The organism is Kluyvera genomosp. 3, from assembly GCF_011765685.1.
GTDB lineage: Bacteria > Pseudomonadota > Gammaproteobacteria > Enterobacterales > Enterobacteriaceae > Kluyvera > Kluyvera georgiana_A.
The window spans coordinates 4,164,295-4,183,965 of the sequence record NZ_CP050321.1; the positions used below are offsets into that span (position 1 = coordinate 4,164,295).

A 19,671-nucleotide genomic window follows, 5' to 3' on the forward strand; every position below is an offset into this window, starting at 1 on the left:
AACTCTGCGCCTTTTGTTTTCTTATTATGGCCTTAGCTCAGACGACCATGGCACTGTTTGTATTTTTTACCGGAACCGCAAGGGCACGGATCGTTACGACCCACTTTGCGATCGCCGGTTTGTGCGGCCAGATCTTCCGCGACGGCTTCGTCATCGCTCTTATGGCTCAGCTGCTGCATCTGCGCCAGACGCTCGGCTTCTTCACGACGCTGCTGTTCCATGGCTTCAACTTCTTCCGGCATGCGTACCTGCACCTTGCTCAGGGTGCTGATCACTTCATACTTCAGAGATTCCAGCATTGCAGCAAACATGGAGAAGGATTCGCGCTTGTACTCTTGCTTCGGATCTTTCTGCGCATAGCCACGCAGGTGGATACCCTGACGCAGGTAGTCCATCGCCGCGAGGTGCTCTTTCCACAGGGAGTCGAGAGTTTGCAGCATCACGCCTTTTTCGAAGTGACGCATCATTTCAGCGCCAACCACTTCTTCTTTACGCTTGTAGACTTCAACCGCGCTTTCCAGAATACGCTCACGCAGCGTCTCTTCGTGCAGCTCAGGCTCTTTATCCAGCCATTCAGCAATCGGCAGTTCGAGATCGAAGTCATTTTTCAGACGTTCCTGCAGACCCGGAATATCCCACATTTCTTCCAGCGACTGTGGCGGAATGTGGGCATCGATAGTCGCTTTAAACACGTCTTCACGAATGCTGTTGATGGTTTCACTGACGTCAGTTACATCCAGCAGTTCGTTACGCTGGGTGTAGATAGCGCGACGCTGATCGTTGGCAACGTCATCGTATTCCAGCAGTTGCTTACGGATGTCAAAGTTGCGGCTTTCCACTTTACGCTGCGCGTTAGCAATCGCTTTGGTGACCCACGGGTGCTCAATGGCTTCGCCCGGTTTCATCCCCAGCTTACGCATCATGCCGGACACACGGTCAGAGGCGAAGATACGCATCAGGGCATCTTCCATCGACAGGTAGAAACGAGAAGAACCCGCATCACCCTGACGACCGGAACGGCCGCGCAGCTGGTTATCGATACGACGAGATTCGTGACGTTCGGTACCAATAATGTGCAGACCACCTGCCGCCAGTACCGCGTCGTGACGTACCTGCCAGTCAGCTTTGATTTGCGCAATTTGTTCTGGGGTTGGATCTTCCAGCTGTGCAACCTCAGCCTGCCAGCTACCGCCGAGCATAATATCGGTACCACGTCCCGCCATGTTGGTGGCGATGGTGACCGCTGCCGGGTAGCCCGCCTGCGCAACGATGTCTGCTTCGCTGGCGTGGAATTTGGCGTTCAGGACGTTATGTTTGATGCCCGCTTTGGTCAGCTCGTGGGAAACCACTTCAGATTTCTCGATGGAGATGGTCCCCACCAGCACCGGCTGGCCTTTCGCGGTACGCTCTTTGATATCTTCGATAATCGCCTGAATTTTTTCCGCTTCGGTCATGTAGACCAGGTCCGGCATATCTTTACGGATCATCGGACGGTTGGTTGGCACGACCACGGTATCCAGCTTGTAGATCGAGCTGAATTCAAACGCTTCGGTGTCCGCCGTACCGGTCATACCGGCCAGTTTTTCATACAAACGGAAGTAGTTCTGGAAGGTAATGGACGCCAGCGTCTGGTTTTCGTTCTGAATTTCAACGCCTTCTTTGGCTTCTACGGCCTGGTGCAGACCATCAGACCAGCGACGGCCCTGCATGGTACGACCGGTATGTTCGTCGACGATAATAACTTCGCCATCTTTGACGATGTAATCAACGTCGCGGGTGAACAGCACGTGGGCGCGCAGCGCGGCGGTCACGTGGTGCATCAGCATAATGTTGCCCGGAGAGTACAGCGACTCGCCCTCTTCCATAATACCTTCTTTCACCAGCAGCTCTTCAATCAGCACCAGACCGCGTTCGGTCAGGTTAACCTGACGCGCTTTTTCATCCACAGAGAAGTGACCTTCACCCTGGAAGGTGTCGGAATCTTCCTTCTCCTGGCGGACCAGGTGAGGAATGATTTTGTTCACTCTTTTGTACATTTCCGAGCTGTCTTCAGCCGGGCCGGAAATGATAAGCGGCGTACGCGCCTCATCGATCAGGATGGAGTCGACTTCATCGACCAGCGCATAGTGCAGTTTACGCTGTACGCGCTCTTCCGGGCTGAACGCCATGTTGTCGCGCAGGTAGTCAAAACCGTATTCGTTGTTGGTACCGTAGGTGATGTCGGCATTGTAGGCTTCACGCTTCGCAGGCGCTGGCAGGCCAGACATGTTAATACCAACGGTCATGCCGAGGAATTCGAACAGCGGACGGTTGTTTTCGGCGTCACGCTGGGCCAGATAGTCGTTGACGGTCACCACGTGCACGCCCTTGCCGGACAGCGCGTTCAGGTAAGCAGGAAGCGTTGCGGTCAGAGTTTTACCTTCACCGGTACGCATTTCCGCGATGCAGCGGTCGTTAAGCACCATACCGCCGAGCAGCTGGACGTCAAAGTGACGCATCCCAAACACACGCTTACTGGCTTCACGCACCACGGCAAACGCTTCAGGAATCAGGCTCTCAACGGTTTCGCCTTTTTCAATGCGCGCGCGGAATTCATTGGTTTTCGCTTTCAGCTCTTCATCGGAGAGTTTTTCCATCTCCGGTTCCATCGCGTTAATAATAGCGACAACTTTGCGCATGCGGCGCAGGGTACGATCGTTACGACTACCAAAAACTTTGGTCAATAATTTGATTAACATAATAAAATCTCAAACGCCCCGACATTTCGGAGTCAGAAAAATAAAGGAAATAAAGCGGTTATTTTCAGACGAGGCGCTGCGGCCCGGCGCGGATGCCCTGCACCTGGCTCACCCAGGCTGGGATACTAAAGACGTGAGGTGAGAGCGCAGGTAACGCTGCGTCCTGAGCAATAATAAGGGACGGCTGACTTTCAACGTTCAGCAACGCATTTAGCGTATCCAGCAGCGCCAGATGCTGCGCGGCCTGCAACGGAGATGTTGACTCAGCAACCGGTGACGCCGTCGGCGCCATGGCAAAAGAAAGGTGACGAATAACGGTGCGAATGGCGTGCTGATGCCAGTAGTCGACGCTGAATGAGGGACGACGGTTATTTTCCAGCCGCGCCAGTTGAGAGAAGTCGATTCTCTGCGTCGGATTATGATTACTGGTTGTTGCGCGGGCGGGAGAAGCTGGCTCGGTATTATTCGCAAGCGCAGGCAGGCCAAAACCGGCAGCAACCATCCCCAACAGGAGATGCGGCCAGAAGTAGCGTCTACCAAACTGTCGCCAACGCGTCAGCATTCCACTCACGTAAAGTTCCACCTTCGGTTTCAGTACCGTTATTCTATTTTAGCCCGGGAATATTACCATTAATGCCGCGCTACAGCAGCAGGAATGACGAAAACAGCAACGAAAAACGGGTTAAGAAAGCAGCGGTTGCACTGGAGTGTGATCTTTAAGCGGGCAACGGCAGGAAAACGGATTGACGGGGATAAAAAGAAAAAACGACTGGTTCCCTGACCGGAGAGAGTGCCAGGTTGCCAGTCGAATTTACGAAATGGTCAGGCTTATGCCAGAACCATTGTCGGTGCTTTGAACGCCAGAGGCAGTTCTGCGTCGTCTTCGAAGGTCACAAATTCCCAAGCTTCCTGTTTTGCCAGGACCGCCTGCAGAAGTTTGTTATTCAGTGCATGACCGGATTTGTACGCGGTAAATGCACCAATAATGTTGTGACCACACATGAACAAGTCACCGATGGCATCGAGCATTTTGTGACGAACGAATTCATCTTCAAAACGCAGGCCGTCTTCGTTCAGTACGCGATAATCGTCAACAACGATGGCACAATCGAAGCTACCGCCCAGGCACAGGCCGCGGGACTGCAGATATTCGATATCACGCATGAAACCGAAGGTACGTGCACGGCTGATCTGGCGCATAAAGGCGTCTGCGGAGAAATTCATCGCATAACGCTGGGTGCTGGAGTCAATCGCCGGATGGTTAAAGTCGATGGTGAAATCCAACGAGAAACCATTGTACGGTTTGAATTCAGCCCATTTGTCGCCATCTTCAACGCGAACGGTGTCTTTAATACGGACAAATTTCTTCGCACAGTTCAGTTCATCGATGCCGGCATCCAGCAACAGATAAACGAATGGCGCAGCACTACCGTCCATAATCGGGATTTCTGGCGCATCGACTTCAACAACGATGTTGTCGATACCCAGACCCGCCAGCGCGGCGTTCAGGTGCTCTACGGTAGAAATCCGCACGTCATGCTCGTTGACCAGGCAAGTACAGAGCATAGTATCACGCACAGATTTGGCATCAGCCGGAAAATCTACCGGTGGATTCAAGTCGGTGCGACGATAGATGACCCCGGTATTTGCCGGCGCAGGGCGTAGCGTCAGTGTGACCTTTTTGCCGGTGTGTAAACCGACGCCAGTCGCCTGAACGATACGTTTAAGTGTCCTTTGTTTGATCATCGTATAATCTCGCCAAATTAACTATCCAACCGAAGTGTACTACACATTCGGTGGGCCAGTTTAGCACAAAGAGCGCAGATTCCCAACTTCCAGCTAATTCTTAATCAGCTTGCTTACGCAGGAACGCCGGGATATCCAGATAATCCGGTTCTTTAGTGGTCTGCGGCGTATTGTCGTTTACCACTTTAGCTGCCGGTTTCTGCTCTTGCGTCAACGGTGCCATACCGTGCTGCTGATAACGATCCAGCGCCGGTTGCTGCGTCTGCTTGTTGGTCACCAGGGTAATCTCAGGACGTTTGTCCATGCCGATACCGGTGGCAACGACGGTAACACGCAGTTCGTCGTTCATATCCGGGTCAAGTGAAGTACCGATAACCACGGTCGCGTTATCCGATGCAAACGCACGGATGGTGTTACCCACGGTTTCGAACTCATCCAGACGCAGGTCGAAGCCCGCAGTAATGTTGACCAGAACGCCACGCGCGCCGGACAGGTCGATATCTTCCAGCAGCGGGGAAGAGATAGCCATTTCAGCCGCTTCTTCCGCACGGTCTTCACCACTTGCTACGCCAGAGCCCATCATCGCGTAGCCCATTTCAGACATCACGGTGCGCACGTCTGCAAAGTCGACGTTCATCAGGCCCGGACGGGTGATCAGCTCAGCGATACCCTGGACTGCACCTTTCAGTACGTCGTTCGCTGCGCCAAACGCGTCGAGCAGGGAAATACCGCGGCCCAATACTTTCAGCAGCTTGTCGTTCGGGATGGTGATCAATGAGTCAACGTGCTTGGACAGCTCGGTGATCCCCTGCTCCGCAAATGCCATACGCTTTTTGCCTTCAAAGTTGAAAGGCTTGGTCACGACGGCAACGGTCAGGATACCTAAATCTTTGGCCACTTCCGCAACCACTGGCGCTGCACCGGTCCCGGTACCGCCGCCCATACCGGCTGCGATAAACACCATGTCTGCACCGTCAAGTGCTGCACGCAGCGCTTCACGGTCTTCGTCAGCCGCATTACGGCCTACTTCCGGGTTGGCACCCGCACCCAGACCTTTGGTAATACCGCTACCGATCTGGATAGTCTGGCCAACAGCCGTTTTACGCAGTGCCTGCGCGTCGGTGTTAACTGCGAAGAATTCAACGCCTTCGATGCGCTCGCGCACCATGTGTTCAACGGCATTACCGCCGCCGCCACCGACGCCGATGACTTTAATCACCGCGTCGTTGGTCAGTTCCATAGGTTCAAACATAGTTTCTCTCTCCGTTGTGCCTGTCGCCTGAGACCATTAATGTGCGTTGGTCTCTTTAAAAAATTAAAACTCTTTGCGTAACCAGCTATTCAGTCGTTTGATCCACGAACCAACCGATGCAGTTACGCGCTTTTCTACTTCCGCTTCACCACTCAAATGGGACTCTTTCCCGTAGTGCAGCAGGCCCACTGCCGTGGAATAATACGGCTCCTGGGCATAGTCCGTCAGACCGGTAATGTTCAACGGCGCACCAATACGCACCTGCGTATGGAACACCCGCTGCGCGCAGGCCGCTAAGCCTTCAATTTGCGCCGCGCCGCCGGTCAACACAATCCCCGCCGCCAGGTGGTGTTTGACCCCTTGCTGACGAAGCTGTTCCTGTAACTGTAAAATCTCTTCATTGACGAGATTTAAGAGCTCGGTGTAACGCGGCTCAATGACCTCGGCCAATGTCTGGCGCTGCAGGCTGCGCGGCGGACGTCCACCCACGCTCGGCACTTCAACGCTCTCATCTTTGCCCACTATGGAGCCTAATGCGCAACCGTGGCGCACTTTGATCGCTTCGGCATCGCTTGGCGGCGTACCAAACGCATAGGCGATATCGCTGGTCACCACGTTCCCCGCGTATGGGATCACCTTGGTGTGGCGCAATGCACCGCCAGTATACACGGCGATATCCATTGTACCGCCACCGATATCCACCACGCAGACGCCCAGCTCACGTTCGTCTTCGGTCAGAACCGAATAACTTGACGCCAACCCGGCGAAAATCAGCTGATCGACCTTCAGACCACAGCGTTCAACCGCTTTGACGATGTTCTTCGCCATGTCGTTGTGGCAGGTAATCAGATGTACCTTGGCCTGCATTCGCACGCCGGACAAGCCGACCGGGTTTTTGATCCCTTCCTGGTAATCAATCGCGTATTCCTGCGGAATCACATGAAGAACACGGTGCTCATCACGCACGCGTACGGACTTCGCCGTATGCACCACGTTCTCAACGTCTTCCTGCGTGACCTCTTCTTCAGAGATAGGCACCATGCCTATCTCATTTTGACAGCTAATGTGTTTGCCGGAAAGCGCCAGATATACAGAAGAGATCTGGCAATCCGCCATCAGTTCCGCCTGATCGATAGCGCGCTGTACGCATTTGACTACCGACTCCAGGTCGTTAACCCCGCCTTTATCCATACCTCGGGATGGGCAACTGCCGACCCCAATGATATTAATCACTCCGTCGGGCAGAACTTCCCCTACTAAAGCGGCTACTTTTGCAGTGCCGATCTCCAGTCCAACTACCAGTTTTCTGTCCGTCGCCTTGATCATTGTTGTTCTGCCTGTGCCTGATTCTGTTGTTGATTAGTGTCCGCCGCAGGAGCAGGTTCCCAGCCTACTGCCGCCCCCGAGTCATAACGCAAATCAACATAGCTAATCCGATTACCCTCAGTTTGCGCCTGCTGTTCCAGAACCGGATACAGTTCCAGAAAACGCGCCAGCCGCTTCATCGTATCGCCCCGCCCCAGATTCAGCTTGATACCGTTATCAAGCGTCAGCTGCCACGAACGGCGCGCGGTCATCGCCGCAACCTTCAACGTGAACTTCCCTTTCGCGAGCACCGCGCCCATGTCGTGATAACCCTGCAAGACTTCGCTTGCGCTGCCTTCCGGGCCATAGAGCATAGGCAAATTCTGCTTGCTGGTTCGATCGGCCGGAATGCTGAAGGCCGTACCTTCCGCATCCACCATGTGCTGATCATTCCAACGCGCAATTGGCACATATTCAACCAGATGAATCTTCAATTCGTCCGGCCACTGCTTTCTTACGCTTGCCTGTTTAATCCACGGCAGGCGTTCAATCTGACTCTGAACGATGTTGACATCCTGAGTCATAAAGGTTCCCGGCGAGCCCAATGCCAGTATGGACTGGCGGATATCATCATTACGCGTGTAATGACGATCGCCGGTGACGACCAGTTTTGAGATGGGCAAACGCTGCGCATCTTCCATCCAGCCAAGCACGACCCAGCCGCTCACAAACACGGTACACAACACCGCCAGCAGGAACAAAATCCCCGCTAAATGCGTTCCATTATTGCGCCGTGAAGCCGCATACTCTTCTTCTTCACGGTTCCGCGTATTCAGCGCAGCCTGCGACATATCACCCCGCCAGGTCCAGAATTCGTACTACCAGCTGCGAGAAACTGATTCCCGCCTGACGCGCCGCCATCGGCACCAGACTGTGGCTGGTCATCCCCGGAGACGTATTCGCCTCCAGCAGATAATACTGCCCGTCGCTGTCCTGCATGACGTCGATACGACCCCACCCCTGACAACCTAAAACTTTCCAGGCTTTCAGCACCAGAGATTGCATTGCCGCTTCCTGGGCTGATTCTTCACAACCAGGGCAGAAATATTTTGTCTCATCAGACAGATACTTCGCCTCATAATCATAGAAGGTTCCGGCCGGTTGGATGCGAACTGACGGTAAAATTTCTTCACCAAGCACCGCGACCGTAAACTCAGGGCCACTGAGCCATTTCTCAATCAGAACTTCATCATCATGTTGAAACGCCTGCGCTAACGCAGGTGCCAGCTCTGCAATCTCGGTCACTTTCGACATGCCGACGCTGGAACCTTCACGGCTCGGCTTGACGATCAGCGGCAATCCCAGCCCGGCAATCTGCGCCTGAACATCCTCAGACAGCCCATTTTCAAAGGCCTGGCGCTCAATAGCGACCCACGGCGCGACCGGTAATCCGGCCCCCTGCCACAGCAATTTACTGCGCAGTTTATCCATCGAGATGGCCGATGCCATCACACCGCTGCCGGTGTAAGGCAGTTGAATCAGCTCCAGCAGCCCCTGCAACGTGCCATCTTCCCCGCCTCGACCGTGCAGCGCAATAAACGCTTTCTGAAAACCCATATTTTTCAACTGGGTAACATCGGTCTCTTTTGGGTCGACCGCATGGGCGTCAACACCAGCCTCACGCAGGCCGGCCAGCACCGCCGCGCCGGAGTTGAGCGACACATCGCGCTCGGCGGAAGTGCCGCCGAGAAGAACCGCGATTTTATCAGCCATGACGCGGTTCCTCCTGAGTTTGCGGCTTCAGTTTGATTTCAGCTAAGTTACGCGCGATTTTACCAATATTTCCCGCGCCTTGAATTAGAACAAGATCATTACCCGTCAGTACTGATGCCAGCATTTCAGCGACTTGCGCCGGGTCGGAGACCAGAATCGGGTCCACTTTTCCACGCCCGCGAATAGTACGGCACAGCGAACGGCTGTCCGCGCCCGGAATCGGCGCTTCGCCAGCCGGGTAAACGTCGAGCATCAGCAGCGCGTCGACCTGAGTCAGCACGTGCGCAAAATCGTCATACAGATCGCGCGTACGGGTATAACGGTGCGGCTGGAAGACCATCACCAGTTTTTTCTCCGGCCAGCCAGCGCGCGCGGCTTTAATCGTCGCGTCCACTTCCGTCGGGTGATGACCGTAATCATCCACCAGCATCGCCGAGCCTTCTTTACCATTCACTTCCGCCAGTGGGAATTCGCCCAGGAAATCGAAGCGACGACCGGTGCCCTGGAAGCTCTCAAGCGCGCGTAGAATCGCGTCATCTTCAATGCCCTCTTCCGTGGCCACTGCAACCGCCGCCGCCGCGTTTAACGCGTTATGGCGGCCCGGCGCGTTCAGCGTCACGCGCAGATCCTCTTTGTCCTGACGCACCAGCGTGAAGTGTCCCTGCGGGCCTATTTGCTGGTAGCCTTCGACGCGCACGTCGGCATCGTCGCTAAAACCGTAGGTAGTAATCTGACGACCCACGCGCGGCAACAGCTCGCGAATAACGGGATCGTCCACACACATCACGGCACGACCATAAAACGGCAAATTGTGCAGGAAATTAATGAACGTCTGCTTTAAATTTTCGAAGTCGCCCTGGTAGGTATCCATGTGGTCGGCTTCGATGTTGGTGACAATGGCCACCATCGGCTGCAAATGCAGGAACGACGCGTCGCTCTCATCGGCTTCCGCAATCAGATAACGGCTGTGACCGAGACGCGCATGTACACCTGCCGCTTTCACCAGGCCGCCGTTAACGAAGGTCGGGTCCAGCCCCGCTTCCGCGTAAATACTGGCCACCATTGCGGTGGTGGTGGTTTTGCCGTGCGTACCGGCAATGGCGATGCCATGACGAAAACGCATCAGTTCTGCCAGCATCTCTGCGCGGCGAATCACCGGAATGCGCGCTTCATGCGCCGCCACGATTTCCGGGTTATCGGCAGAAATCGCCGTCGACACCACAACAACGCTCGCATCGCGCACGTTTTCCGGGCGATGGTTGAAATAGATGGTGGCGCCCAGCTTGCTCAGCTGCTGCGTTACCGGGTTTGGCGCCAGGTCGGAACCGCTGATCTGATACCCTTCGTTGGCCAGTACTTCGGCAATACCGCCCATCCCGGCGCCGCCGATGCCAACAAAGTGAATGTGCCGGACGCGACGCATCTCGGGCACGATAGAACGCAGTTTCGCCAGTTGTTGTGTATTCATTCTTTAAACGCCATCACTTCTAAAATTCGGGCGACGCCAGCGCGCCGCAATGATTAAGCCTTTGCTGCCAGGCTCACTTCTTTTGCTACCCGCTCGGTAGCATCCGGGATCGCCGCCGCGCGCGCGCGTTCAGCCATCTCTAACAAGGTGTTGCGATCCCAGCTTGCCAGCGTGTCCGCGACCGCTTGTGCCGTAAACTGCGGCTGCTCGTAGATCTTTGCCGCGCCCGCTTTTTCCAGCGGCAACGCGTTCCAGTACTGCTGGCGGTCTTTATGCTGGAACGGCACGAAAATCGCCGGCAGCCCCGCCGCCGCAATCTCGCTCACCGTCAGCGCGCCGGAGCGACACACCACCACGTCAGCCCACGCATAGGCCGCCGCCATATCGTCAATAAACTCGGTCACTTTATGCTGAGCCTGACCGACATCGGCATAGGCTTGCTCCACGGTCTGTTGACCGCCTTTACCGCTCTGGTGCCAGATAGTCACCGCATCGCCCAGACGTTGCGCCACCTGCGGCATCGTCTGGTTCAGGATGCGCGCGCCCTGTGAACCGCCAACCACCAGCACGCGAATGGGGCCATCGCGCCCGACCAGACGCTGTTCCGGCAGTGGCAGCGCCAGCACGTCAACGCGTACCGGGTTGCCCACGACTTCAGCATTCGGGAATGCGCCAGGGAAGGCCTGCATCACTTTGCTGGCAATCTTCGCCAGCCATTTATTGGTCAGCCCGGCAATACCGTTCTGCTCGTGCAGTACCACCGGAATGCCCAGTGACCACGCCGCCAAACCGCCGGGGCCAGAGACGTAACCTCCCATTCCGAGCACCACGTCCGGCTTAAAACGTTTCATGATCGCCCGCGCCTGCCGCCAGGCGTTGAAGATACGCATCGGCGCCAGCAGCAGCGCCTTCACGCCTTTGCCACGCAGCCCGGAAATATGAATGAAATCAATCTCAATGCCGTGTTTCGGTACGAGGTCGGCTTCCATACGATCCGCGGTTCCCAGCCAGCGCACCTGCCAGCCCTGATCCATTAAATGGTGCGCAACCGCCAGCCCCGGGAACACATGTCCGCCGGTACCGCCCGCCATCACCATTAAACGCTTTGTTTGACCGCTCATCGAGAACCTCGGGTAAACGCCTGCGCTTTCTCCAGGCGTGTTTCATAATCAATTCGTAACAAGAACATAATGGCAGTCGACATAATCAGAAGACTGGAGCCACCGTAGCTGATCAGAGGCAGCGTCAGGCCTTTCGTCGGCAGCATACCGGCTGCCGCCCCTACGTTCACCAACGCCTGGAAACTGAACCATACGCCGATTGCGCAAGCCAGGAAGCCAGAAAAACGTTGGTTAATCTCCAGCGCTTTGCGACCGATGGACATGGCGCGGAAAGCGACGAAGAATACCATTAAAAGTGCCAGTACCACACCGATATAACCCAATTCCTCACCGATGATGGCGAAGATGAAGTCGGTGTGCGCTTCCGGCAGGTACTCCAGTTTCTGTACCGAGTTGCCTAAGCCCTGACCCCACATCTCACCGCGGCCAAAGGCCATCAGCGACTGGGTTAACTGGTAGCCGCTGCCGAACGGGTCTTCCCACGGGTTCCAGAAGGAGGTCACGCGGCGAATACGATACGGTTCGGCGAGGATCAGCAGCACCACCGCTGAAATGCCCATGCCGATAATGGCGATGAACTGCCACAGCTTGGCGCCAGCGAGGAACAGCATCGCCAGCGTCGTGACGAACAGCACCACCACGGTACCGAGGTCAGGCTGCGCCAGCAGTAAAATCGCCAGCACGAAAATCACGCCCATCGGCTTTAAGAAGCCGCGCAGGTTGTTGCGCACCTCGTCCGCTTTACGCACCAGATAGTTGGCGATATAGCAAAACAGCGAGAGCTTGGTCAGCTCGGCGGGCTGAATACGCAGCGGACCGAGCGCAATCCAGCGCGACGCCCCGTTAACCGAACTCCCCACCACCAGTACAATCAGCAGCATGCAGATGGACGCAATCAGCATAAAGGTACTGTGGCGCTGCCAGAACGACATCGGCAGACGCAGCGTGATCAGCGCCAGACAGAAGGCCAGAATCAGATACAAGCCATCACGTTTGGCGAACAGGAACGGATCGTTCGCCAGACGTTGCCCGACGGGCATGGACGCCGAAGTCACCATAATAAAACCAATCGCCGCGAGGCCGAGCGTCAGCCACAGCAGCGTGCGGTCGTACATAATCAGGCTATCGGTATCTTTTTCCCGCGAGCCCATCACCCAGCCCTTCAGCGCGGCGAACATCCAACCAAACAGCCATGCGAAAATGCGCATGCCCGGCAAACGCGGCAGCCTCAGTTGAGGCAGTCTCAGGCGCGGGAGCGATAAACGCATCAACCTAACTCCTTCGCCAGACGAGCAAACACGTCGCCGCGCTGCTCAAAGCTTTTGAACTGGTCAAGGCTGGCGCAGGCCGGAGACAGCAGCACCATATCGCCCGCCTTTACCTGCGGCGCAATCAGGCGCATCGCTTCTTCCATCGTTTCGGTCTGGGTGGCGATTTCCGGACGCAGCGCGGCCAGTTCACCGCCGTCGCGGCCAAAGCAGTACAGACGAATGTTGTCGCCGGTCAGATAACGCTGCAGCGGCGCAAAGTCGGCAGATTTGCCGTCGCCGCCTAGCAGCAGATACAGCGAACCCGCCACATGCAGGCCATTTAACGCCGCTTCCGTGCTGCCAACGTTGGTGGCTTTAGAATCGTTAATCCAGCGCACGCCGTTGTGCTCAAGCACAATCTGGAAGCGGTGAGCCAACCCGCTAAAGGTGGTCAACGCTTTCAGGCTGGTCGCGCGCGGCAGGCTGACGGCGTCTGCCAGCGCCAGCGCCGCCAGAGCGTTACTGTAGTTATGCTGCCCGGTAAGCGGCATCTCTTTGACGTTCAATACTTTTTCACCTTTTACACGCAGCCAGGTTTCGCCCTGCTGGCGGTTCAGGTGATAGTCGCCAACGTCAACGCCAAAGCTGACGCAGCGTTCGTCGGCACCGCGCACTGGCATGGTCAGGCCGTCGTCGGCGTTTACCACACATACTTTAGCGTTCTCATAGACCTTCAACTTGGCCGCGCGATATTGCTGCAGGCCCAGCGGGTAGCGGTCCATATGATCTTCGGTAACGTTAAGGATCGTGGCCGCCGCCGCGTGCAGGCTGGAGGTGGTTTCCAGCTGGAAGCTGGAAAGTTCCAGTACATACAGTTCGCGAGCCGGATCCAGCAGCATCAGCGCGGGCAGGCCGATATTGCCGCCCACGCCGACATTCACACCTGCCGCCTTCGCCATTTCGCCAACCAGCGTTGTGACGGTGCTTTTGCCGTTGGAACCGGTGATGGCGACAATCGGCGCCTGCGCTTCACGGCAGAACAGCTCGATATCGCCTACGATTTCAATGCCAGCGTCCGCGGCGCGGCTTAGCGCCGGATTCGCCAGCGCGATACCAGGGCTGGCGACGATCAGATCGGCCGCCATCAGCCAGTCTTCATTTAGCCCACCCACATAACGCTCTACCGCTTCCGGCAACTTATCCAGGCCGGGTGGGGTCGCTCGGGTATCCATCACGCGCGGCGTCACGTTCTGCGCGAGGAAGAAATCCACGCAGGACAGCCCGGTCAGTCCAAGACCAATGATGACGACGTTTTTACCCTGGTAATCTGCCATGATTAACGTACCTTCAGCGTTGCCAGGCCAATCAGCACCAGCATCAGCGAAATAATCCAGAAGCGCACAATGACGCGCGGCTCCGGCCAACCTTTCAATTCATAGTGGTGGTGAATCGGCGCCATACGGAAGATGCGCTGACCGCGCAGCTTGAAGGAGCCTACCTGCAGGATCACCGACAGGGTTTCCACCACGAAGACGCCGCCCATGATCACCAGCAGGAACTCCTGACGCAGCAGCACGGCGATAATGCCCAGCGCGCCGCCCAATGCCAGGGAACCCACGTCGCCCATGAAGACCTGCGCCGGATAGGTGTTGAACCACAAGAAGCCTAAGCCCGCGCCGACAATCGCCGTACAGACGATCACCAGCTCGCCCGCATGACGCAGGTAAGGAATGTGCAAATAGCTGGCAAAGTTCATGTTACCGGTCGCCCACGCCACCAGCGCAAAGCCAGCCGCCACGAATACCGTTGGCATGATCGCCAGGCCATCGAGCCCATCGGTCAGGTTCACCGCGTTGCCGGTGCCAACGATAACGAAGTAGGCCAGCAGGATGTAGAACAGACCCAGTTGCGGCATCACGTCTTTAAAGAACGGCACCACCAGCTCGGTGGCTGGCGTATCTTTACCGGCCAGATACAGCGCAAAGGCCACACCCAGTGCAATCACCGACATCCAGAAGTACTTCCAGCGGGCGATCAGACCCTTGGTATCTTTGCGCACCACTTTGCGGTAGTCATCGACAAAACCGATAATGCCGTAGCCGATCAGCACCGTCAGCACGCACCATACATATGGGTTAGACGGATAAGCCCACAGCAGTACAGACACCGTAATCGCGGTGAGGATCATGATCCCGCCCATCGTCGGCGTACCGCGTTTACTGAAGTGAGATTCCGGACCATCGTTACGTACGACCTGGCCGAACGACATTTTTTGCAAGCGGGCGATCATCCGCGGGCCCATCCACAGTGAGATGAACAGCGCGGTCAGCAGGCTGACGATGGCGCGAAACGTCAGATAGGAAAAGACGTTAAAGCCGGAATAATATTTGACCAGATGTTCGGCCAGCCACACTAACATGTCCCGTTCTCCTGTACAGCGCGTACGACCTGTTCCATGGCGGCACTGCGTGATCCTTTCACCAGAATGGTGATCGTTTTATGTTCATTAATGAGCGATTTCAGACGCGCAATCGCCGAATCTTTCTCGGTGAAGTGCTCCCCTGCCCCGCTCGCCGCGCTAATCGCCTGGCTTAATTTGCCAACGCTCAGCACACGGTCGATACCCGCCGCTTTCGCTGCTTCACCGACCTGGATGTGGCACGCTTCACTCTCAGCGCCCAGTTCCGCCATATCGCCCACCACCAGCACGCGGTAGCCCGGCATTTCAGACAGCACCTGCACCGCGGCGGTCATGGAACCGACGTTCGCATTGTAGGAGTCGTCCAGCAGCAGCTGGCTATCCGTCAGGTGAATCGGGAACAGACGCCCCGGCACCGCTTTCAACTGCGCCAGCCCGGCTTTTACCGCACTCAGGTCTGCGCCCACCGCCGTCGCCAGCGCGGTCGCCGCCAGCGCATTAGCGATGTTGTGACGGCCCGGCAGCGGCAGCAGCACATCCACGCTGCCCTTCGGCGTATTTAGCGTGAACTCAGTGCCTTGCGAGGTAATGCGCACGTTCGCGGCGCTAAAATCGCTACCCGCCGCATTTGGCGAAAAGCGCCATACGGTACGATCGCCAATCACCTGCTGCCAGTTGGCCCAGTCGTTGTTATCCGCGTTCAGAATTGCGATACCGTTTTCCGGCAGTCCGGTAAAAATCTCGCCCTTGGCTTTCGCTACGCCTGCCAGCGAGCCGAAGCCCTCAAGGTGCGCAGCCGCCAGGTTGTTCACCAGCGCCGCTTCCGGACGGGTCAGGCTGACGGTCCAGGCGATTTCGCCCTGATGGTTGGCGCCCAGTTCAATCACCGCATACTGATGCTCTGCCGTCAGACGCAGTAATGTCATCGGCACGCCGATGTCATTATTTAGGTTGCCCGCGGTATAAAGCGTGTTGCCGCACTGGCTAAGAATCGCCGCGGTCATCTCTTTAACCGAGGTTTTACCGGAAGAACCGGTCAGCGCCACCACGCGCGCTGGCACCTGCTGACGTACCCAGGCTGCCAGTTCGCCAAAGGCGAGGCGGGTATCGGCGACCACCAGCTGCGGCAGGTCGATATCCAGCTTGCGGCTGACCAGCAGCGCGCCCGCGCCGCCATCTTTCGCCGTTTGCGCAAAGTCGTGCGCGTCAAAACGTTCACCCTTCAGCGCCACAAACAGGCAACCCGGGGTTAATTTACGCGTGTCGGTCGTGACATCGGCAATCAGACGATCGTCGCCATGCAGTTCGCCGCGCAGAATGTCGGCCAGTTGCTTCAACGTGACGTTAATCATGCCACCACTCCCAGCAGACGGGCTGCGGTCACGCGGTCGGAATAGTCGAGACGACGGTTACCAACGATTTGATAATCTTCGTGGCCTTTACCGGCCAGCAGCACCACGTCGTTCTCTTTAGCCTGCATGATGGCGTTGGTCACCGCTTCCGCGCGGCCTTCCATCACTTTCGCATGCCCGGCATCGACCATCCCGGCCAGAATATCGTTGATAATCGCGCGCGGCTCTTCGGTGCGCGGATTGTCATCGGTGACAACGGCGACGTCGGCGAACTCTTCGGCAATCGCCCCCATCAGCGGACGTTTGCCCTTATCGCGATCGCCGCCGCAACCAAAGACGCACCACAGTTTGCCCGCGCAGTGCAGGCGTGCGGCTTGTAACGCTTTCTCCAGCGCATCCGGAGTGTGAGCGTAATCGACCACCACAGTCGGCTTGCCCGGCGCGCTAAACACTTCCATACGACCGCAAACCGGCTGTAAGCGCGCGGCGGTTTTCAGCAGATCGCTCAGGGAATAGTCCAGCGCCAGCAGCGTTGCCAGCGCCAGCAGCAGGTTGCTGACGTTAAAGGCGCCCATCAGACGGCTTTCAATTTCGCCTTCGCCCCAGCTGGAGTCAAAGCGGATGGTCGCGCCGCTGTCGTGGTAGTTTACGGCGGTGGCTTTCAGCCAGCGACCATGACAATTCGGATTAATATGGTCTTCCATCGACACCGCCACCGCATCCGGCAGACGGCTGAGCCAGCGACGGCCCACCTCGTCATCGGCGTTAACAATCGCCTGGCCGCAGTGATGCGTGGAGTACAGCAGCCATTTCGCTGCTTCGTAGTGCTCCATATCACCATGATAATCAAGGTGATCGCGACTCAGGTTGGTGAACACGGAAGCGGCAAACTTGAGCGCCGCGACGCGATGCTGTACCAGACCATGGGACGACACTTCCATCGCCGCCATCGTTGCGCCTTCGGCCACCAGGCCGGAGAGCACGTGCTGAACATCAACCGCCGAACCGGTGGTGTTTTCCGTCGGGATCACTTTGCCCAGCAGGCCATTGCCTACCGTGCCCATCACCGCGCTGGTTTCGCCCAGCAGCTGGCACCACTGTGCGATTAGCTGCGTCGTGGTGGTTTTACCGTTGGTACCGGTCACGCCCACCAGACGCAGGCTGTCGGACGGTTCATGATAGAAACGCCCGGCCAGCGCCGATAAACGTTCGTTTAACTGGCTGAGGTAAATAACCGGCACGCCGTGCATTTCACGGATTTCACCGTCGGTCGCTTCATCTTTTGCCTCGGCGACAATGGCAGCAACACCCTGCGCAATTGCCTGCGGGATATAACGACGCCCGTCCGCCTGATGACCCACTACCGCTACGAACAGATCGCCCGATGCAGCCACACGGCTGTCGAGCGTCATCTCTCGCAGTACTCGCTCCGGTGCATTCGGCACCCACGGAGCAAGAAGGTCGCGCAAATTACGATCTGCCACCTGATCCCTCGCCTTGATTTGTCACAAATTCACTCTTGTCGCCCGTTGCCAGCGCATCCGGCTCAATGTTCATCGTGCGCAGTACGCCGCCCATGATGGCACCAAACACCGGCGCGGAAACGGCGCCACCGTAGTATTTACCCGCCTGCGGGTCGTTAATCACCACCACCAGCGCAAAGCGCGGCTGGCTGGCTGGCGCGACGCCCGCGGTGTAAGCAATGTATTTGTTGATATAGCGCCCGTCCGGACCGACTTTTTTCGCCGTACCGGTTTTAATCGCAATACGGTAGCCTTTGATCGCCGCCTTCACGCCGCCGCCGCCAGGCAGCGCCACGCTTTCCATCATATGGACGACGGTGCGAACGATCGATTCCGGGAACACGCGCTCGCCGGGAACCGGCGGGTCAACTTTGGTTATCGACAGCGGACGGTAGATCCCATAGCTGCCAATCGTTGCGTAGACTCGCGCTAACTGTAACGGCGTTACCATTAGCCCGTAGCCGAAAGAGAAGGTGGCCCTCTCTATGTCAGACCACCGTTGTTTTTGAGGATATAAGCCACTGCGTTCTCCGACCAACCCCAAATTGGTCGCTTTTCCCAGCCCAAAACGTGAGTAAGTATCTACTAACGCTGAGGACGGCATCGCTAACGCCAGCTTGGAAACACCGACGTTACTCGACTTCTGTAGTACCCCGGTCAGGGTCAATTCGCTGTAGCGCGCCACGTCTTTGATTTCGTGGCCGTTAATACGGTATGGAATGGTATTCAGCACGGTGTTTTCACGCACCACGCCGCGCTGAAGCGCGGTCATCACCACCATCGGTTTGACGGTTGAACCCGGTTCGAAAACGTCGGTGATCGCCCGGTTACGCATGGTGTCTTTCGCCGTGCCGGTGAAGTTGTTCGGGTTGTAAGACGGGCTGTTGGCCATCGCCAGCACTTCACCCGTGCTCACGTCGACCAGCACGGCACTACCGGATTCCGCTTTGTTAAACGCCACGGCGTTATTCAGTTCACGGTAAACCAGCGCCTGCAGACGTTCATCAATGCTCAACGCCAGGTTGTGCGCGGCCTGGCTATCGGTGGAGGAGATATCTTCAATCACCCGGCCATAGCGGTCTTTACGCACGATACGCTCGCCCGGCTGGCCGGTGAGCCATTTATCGAAACTCTTCTCAACCCCTTCAATCCCCTGGCTATCGACGTTGGTGAAGCCAATGAGGTGAGCAGTCACTTCCCCTGACGGGTAGTAACGGCGCGACTCTTCACGCAGATAAATCCCCGGCAGCTTCAGCTTTTTGATGTAATCGGCCATATCAGGGTTTACCTGACGGGCCAGATAGATAAAGCGCATGCGCGGGTTGGTGTTGATGCGGTTAGCCAGCTGATCGAGCGGCATATTCAGCGCGTCGGCCAGCGCCTTCCAGCGGTTGTTCAGCACCACGCCACCCGCTTCGTGCAGCTCTTTCGGGTCGGCCCAGATGGCTTTTACCGGCACGCTCACCGCCAGCGGACGCCCGGAGCGGTCAGTAATCAAGCCGCGGGAAGTGGAGACCTGCTGGACGCGTAAAGAGCGCATGTCGCCCTCGCGCACCAGCTTATCAGGGGCAATAATTTGCAACCAGGCCGCGCGTCCCAGCAGGAACGCGAGCGCCATAAAAATACAGCCGCAAAGCAACGCAAAACGCCAACTGATAAAGTTGGCCTGTTCTTCCTGACGTTTTGGCTTAAGCGTTTTTGCCGCCGGTTTCATGCGTTGCAAT

15 protein-coding genes are annotated in these 19,671 nt (G+C 56.8%); all 15 read right to left on the reverse strand.

Translation table 11 applies throughout. The annotated features are described in order from the left end of the window. Positions 1 to 32: 32 nt before the first annotated feature. The 15 genes from secA to GY169_RS19590 all read right to left on the reverse strand — a co-directional run bounded on the left by secA (position 33) and on the right by GY169_RS19590 (position 19,661). The gene (gene secA, locus GY169_RS19520) at positions 33 to 2,738 is read right to left on the reverse strand and encodes a preprotein translocase subunit SecA (RefSeq protein ID WP_163448054.1); all 2,706 of its coding nucleotides are present in this window, start codon (positions 2,736 to 2,738) and stop codon (positions 33 to 35) included. A 64-nt stretch (positions 2,739 to 2,802) separates the two neighbouring features. Further along, a complete protein-coding gene (gene secM / locus GY169_RS19525; protein ID WP_223882117.1) occupies positions 2,803 to 3,309 on the reverse strand; it encodes a secA translation cis-regulator SecM in 507 nt (168 codons plus the stop codon). Between the two features lie 257 nt (positions 3,310 to 3,566). Next, positions 3,567 to 4,484 (reverse strand): UDP-3-O-acyl-N-acetylglucosamine deacetylase, encoded by a 918-nt coding sequence (lpxC, locus tag GY169_RS19530; RefSeq protein WP_064547446.1) that lies wholly within the window; start codon positions 4,482 to 4,484, stop codon positions 3,567 to 3,569. Between the two features lie 100 nt (positions 4,485 to 4,584). Further along, the gene (gene ftsZ / locus GY169_RS19535; protein ID WP_035893043.1) at positions 4,585 to 5,736 is read right to left on the reverse strand and encodes a cell division protein FtsZ; all 1,152 of its coding nucleotides are present in this window, start codon (positions 5,734 to 5,736) and stop codon (positions 4,585 to 4,587) included. A 63-nt stretch (positions 5,737 to 5,799) separates the two neighbouring features. Continuing rightward, a complete protein-coding gene (gene ftsA / locus GY169_RS19540) occupies positions 5,800 to 7,062 on the reverse strand; it encodes a cell division protein FtsA (protein ID WP_064547444.1) in 1,263 nt (420 codons plus the stop codon). Then, positions 7,059 to 7,892, reverse strand: coding sequence for a cell division protein FtsQ (gene ftsQ, locus GY169_RS19545; protein ID WP_064547442.1), 834 nt, complete (start codon positions 7,890 to 7,892; stop codon positions 7,059 to 7,061). The genes ftsA and ftsQ overlap by 4 nt, the downstream gene beginning before the upstream one ends. A gap of 1 nt (position 7,893) precedes the next feature. After that, a complete protein-coding gene (locus tag GY169_RS19550; protein WP_064547440.1) occupies positions 7,894 to 8,814 on the reverse strand; it encodes a D-alanine--D-alanine ligase in 921 nt (306 codons plus the stop codon). Further along, positions 8,807 to 10,282 carry a UDP-N-acetylmuramate--L-alanine ligase gene (gene murC, locus GY169_RS19555; protein ID WP_163448055.1) on the reverse strand — a complete coding sequence of 492 codons (1,476 nt, stop codon included), beginning with the start codon at positions 10,280 to 10,282 and terminating at the stop codon, positions 8,807 to 8,809. The genes GY169_RS19550 and murC overlap by 8 nt, the downstream gene beginning before the upstream one ends. A gap of 53 nt (positions 10,283 to 10,335) precedes the next feature. After that, positions 10,336 to 11,403, reverse strand: a complete 1,068-nt coding sequence (murG, locus tag GY169_RS19560; RefSeq protein WP_167576790.1) for an undecaprenyldiphospho-muramoylpentapeptide beta-N-acetylglucosaminyltransferase — start codon at positions 11,401 to 11,403, stop codon at positions 10,336 to 10,338. Beyond that, positions 11,400 to 12,671, reverse strand: coding sequence for a cell division protein FtsW (gene ftsW / locus GY169_RS19565; protein WP_064547433.1), 1,272 nt, complete (start codon positions 12,669 to 12,671; stop codon positions 11,400 to 11,402). Before ftsW ends, murG begins: the two co-directional genes overlap by 4 nt. Further along, on the reverse strand, positions 12,671 to 13,987 hold the full coding sequence (murD, locus tag GY169_RS19570) for a UDP-N-acetylmuramoyl-L-alanine--D-glutamate ligase (protein ID WP_167576791.1): 1,317 nt from the start codon (positions 13,985 to 13,987) through the stop codon (positions 12,671 to 12,673). Before murD ends, ftsW begins: the two co-directional genes overlap by 1 nt. 2 nt (positions 13,988 to 13,989) lie before the next feature. Further along, positions 13,990 to 15,072, reverse strand: a complete 1,083-nt coding sequence (gene mraY, locus GY169_RS19575) for a phospho-N-acetylmuramoyl-pentapeptide-transferase (RefSeq protein ID WP_106925400.1) — start codon at positions 15,070 to 15,072, stop codon at positions 13,990 to 13,992. Next, entirely contained in the window at positions 15,066 to 16,424 is a 1,359-nt protein-coding gene (gene murF / locus GY169_RS19580) for a UDP-N-acetylmuramoyl-tripeptide--D-alanyl-D-alanine ligase (protein WP_163448058.1), read from the reverse strand. Before murF ends, mraY begins: the two co-directional genes overlap by 7 nt. Further along, the gene (murE, locus tag GY169_RS19585) at positions 16,421 to 17,908 is read right to left on the reverse strand and encodes a UDP-N-acetylmuramoyl-L-alanyl-D-glutamate--2,6-diaminopimelate ligase (protein WP_167576792.1); all 1,488 of its coding nucleotides are present in this window, start codon (positions 17,906 to 17,908) and stop codon (positions 16,421 to 16,423) included. The genes murF and murE overlap by 4 nt, the downstream gene beginning before the upstream one ends. After that, on the reverse strand, positions 17,895 to 19,661 hold the full coding sequence (locus tag GY169_RS19590) for a peptidoglycan glycosyltransferase FtsI (RefSeq protein WP_163448060.1): 1,767 nt from the start codon (positions 19,659 to 19,661) through the stop codon (positions 17,895 to 17,897). Before GY169_RS19590 ends, murE begins: the two co-directional genes overlap by 14 nt. Between the last annotated feature and the right edge of the window lie 10 nt (positions 19,662 to 19,671).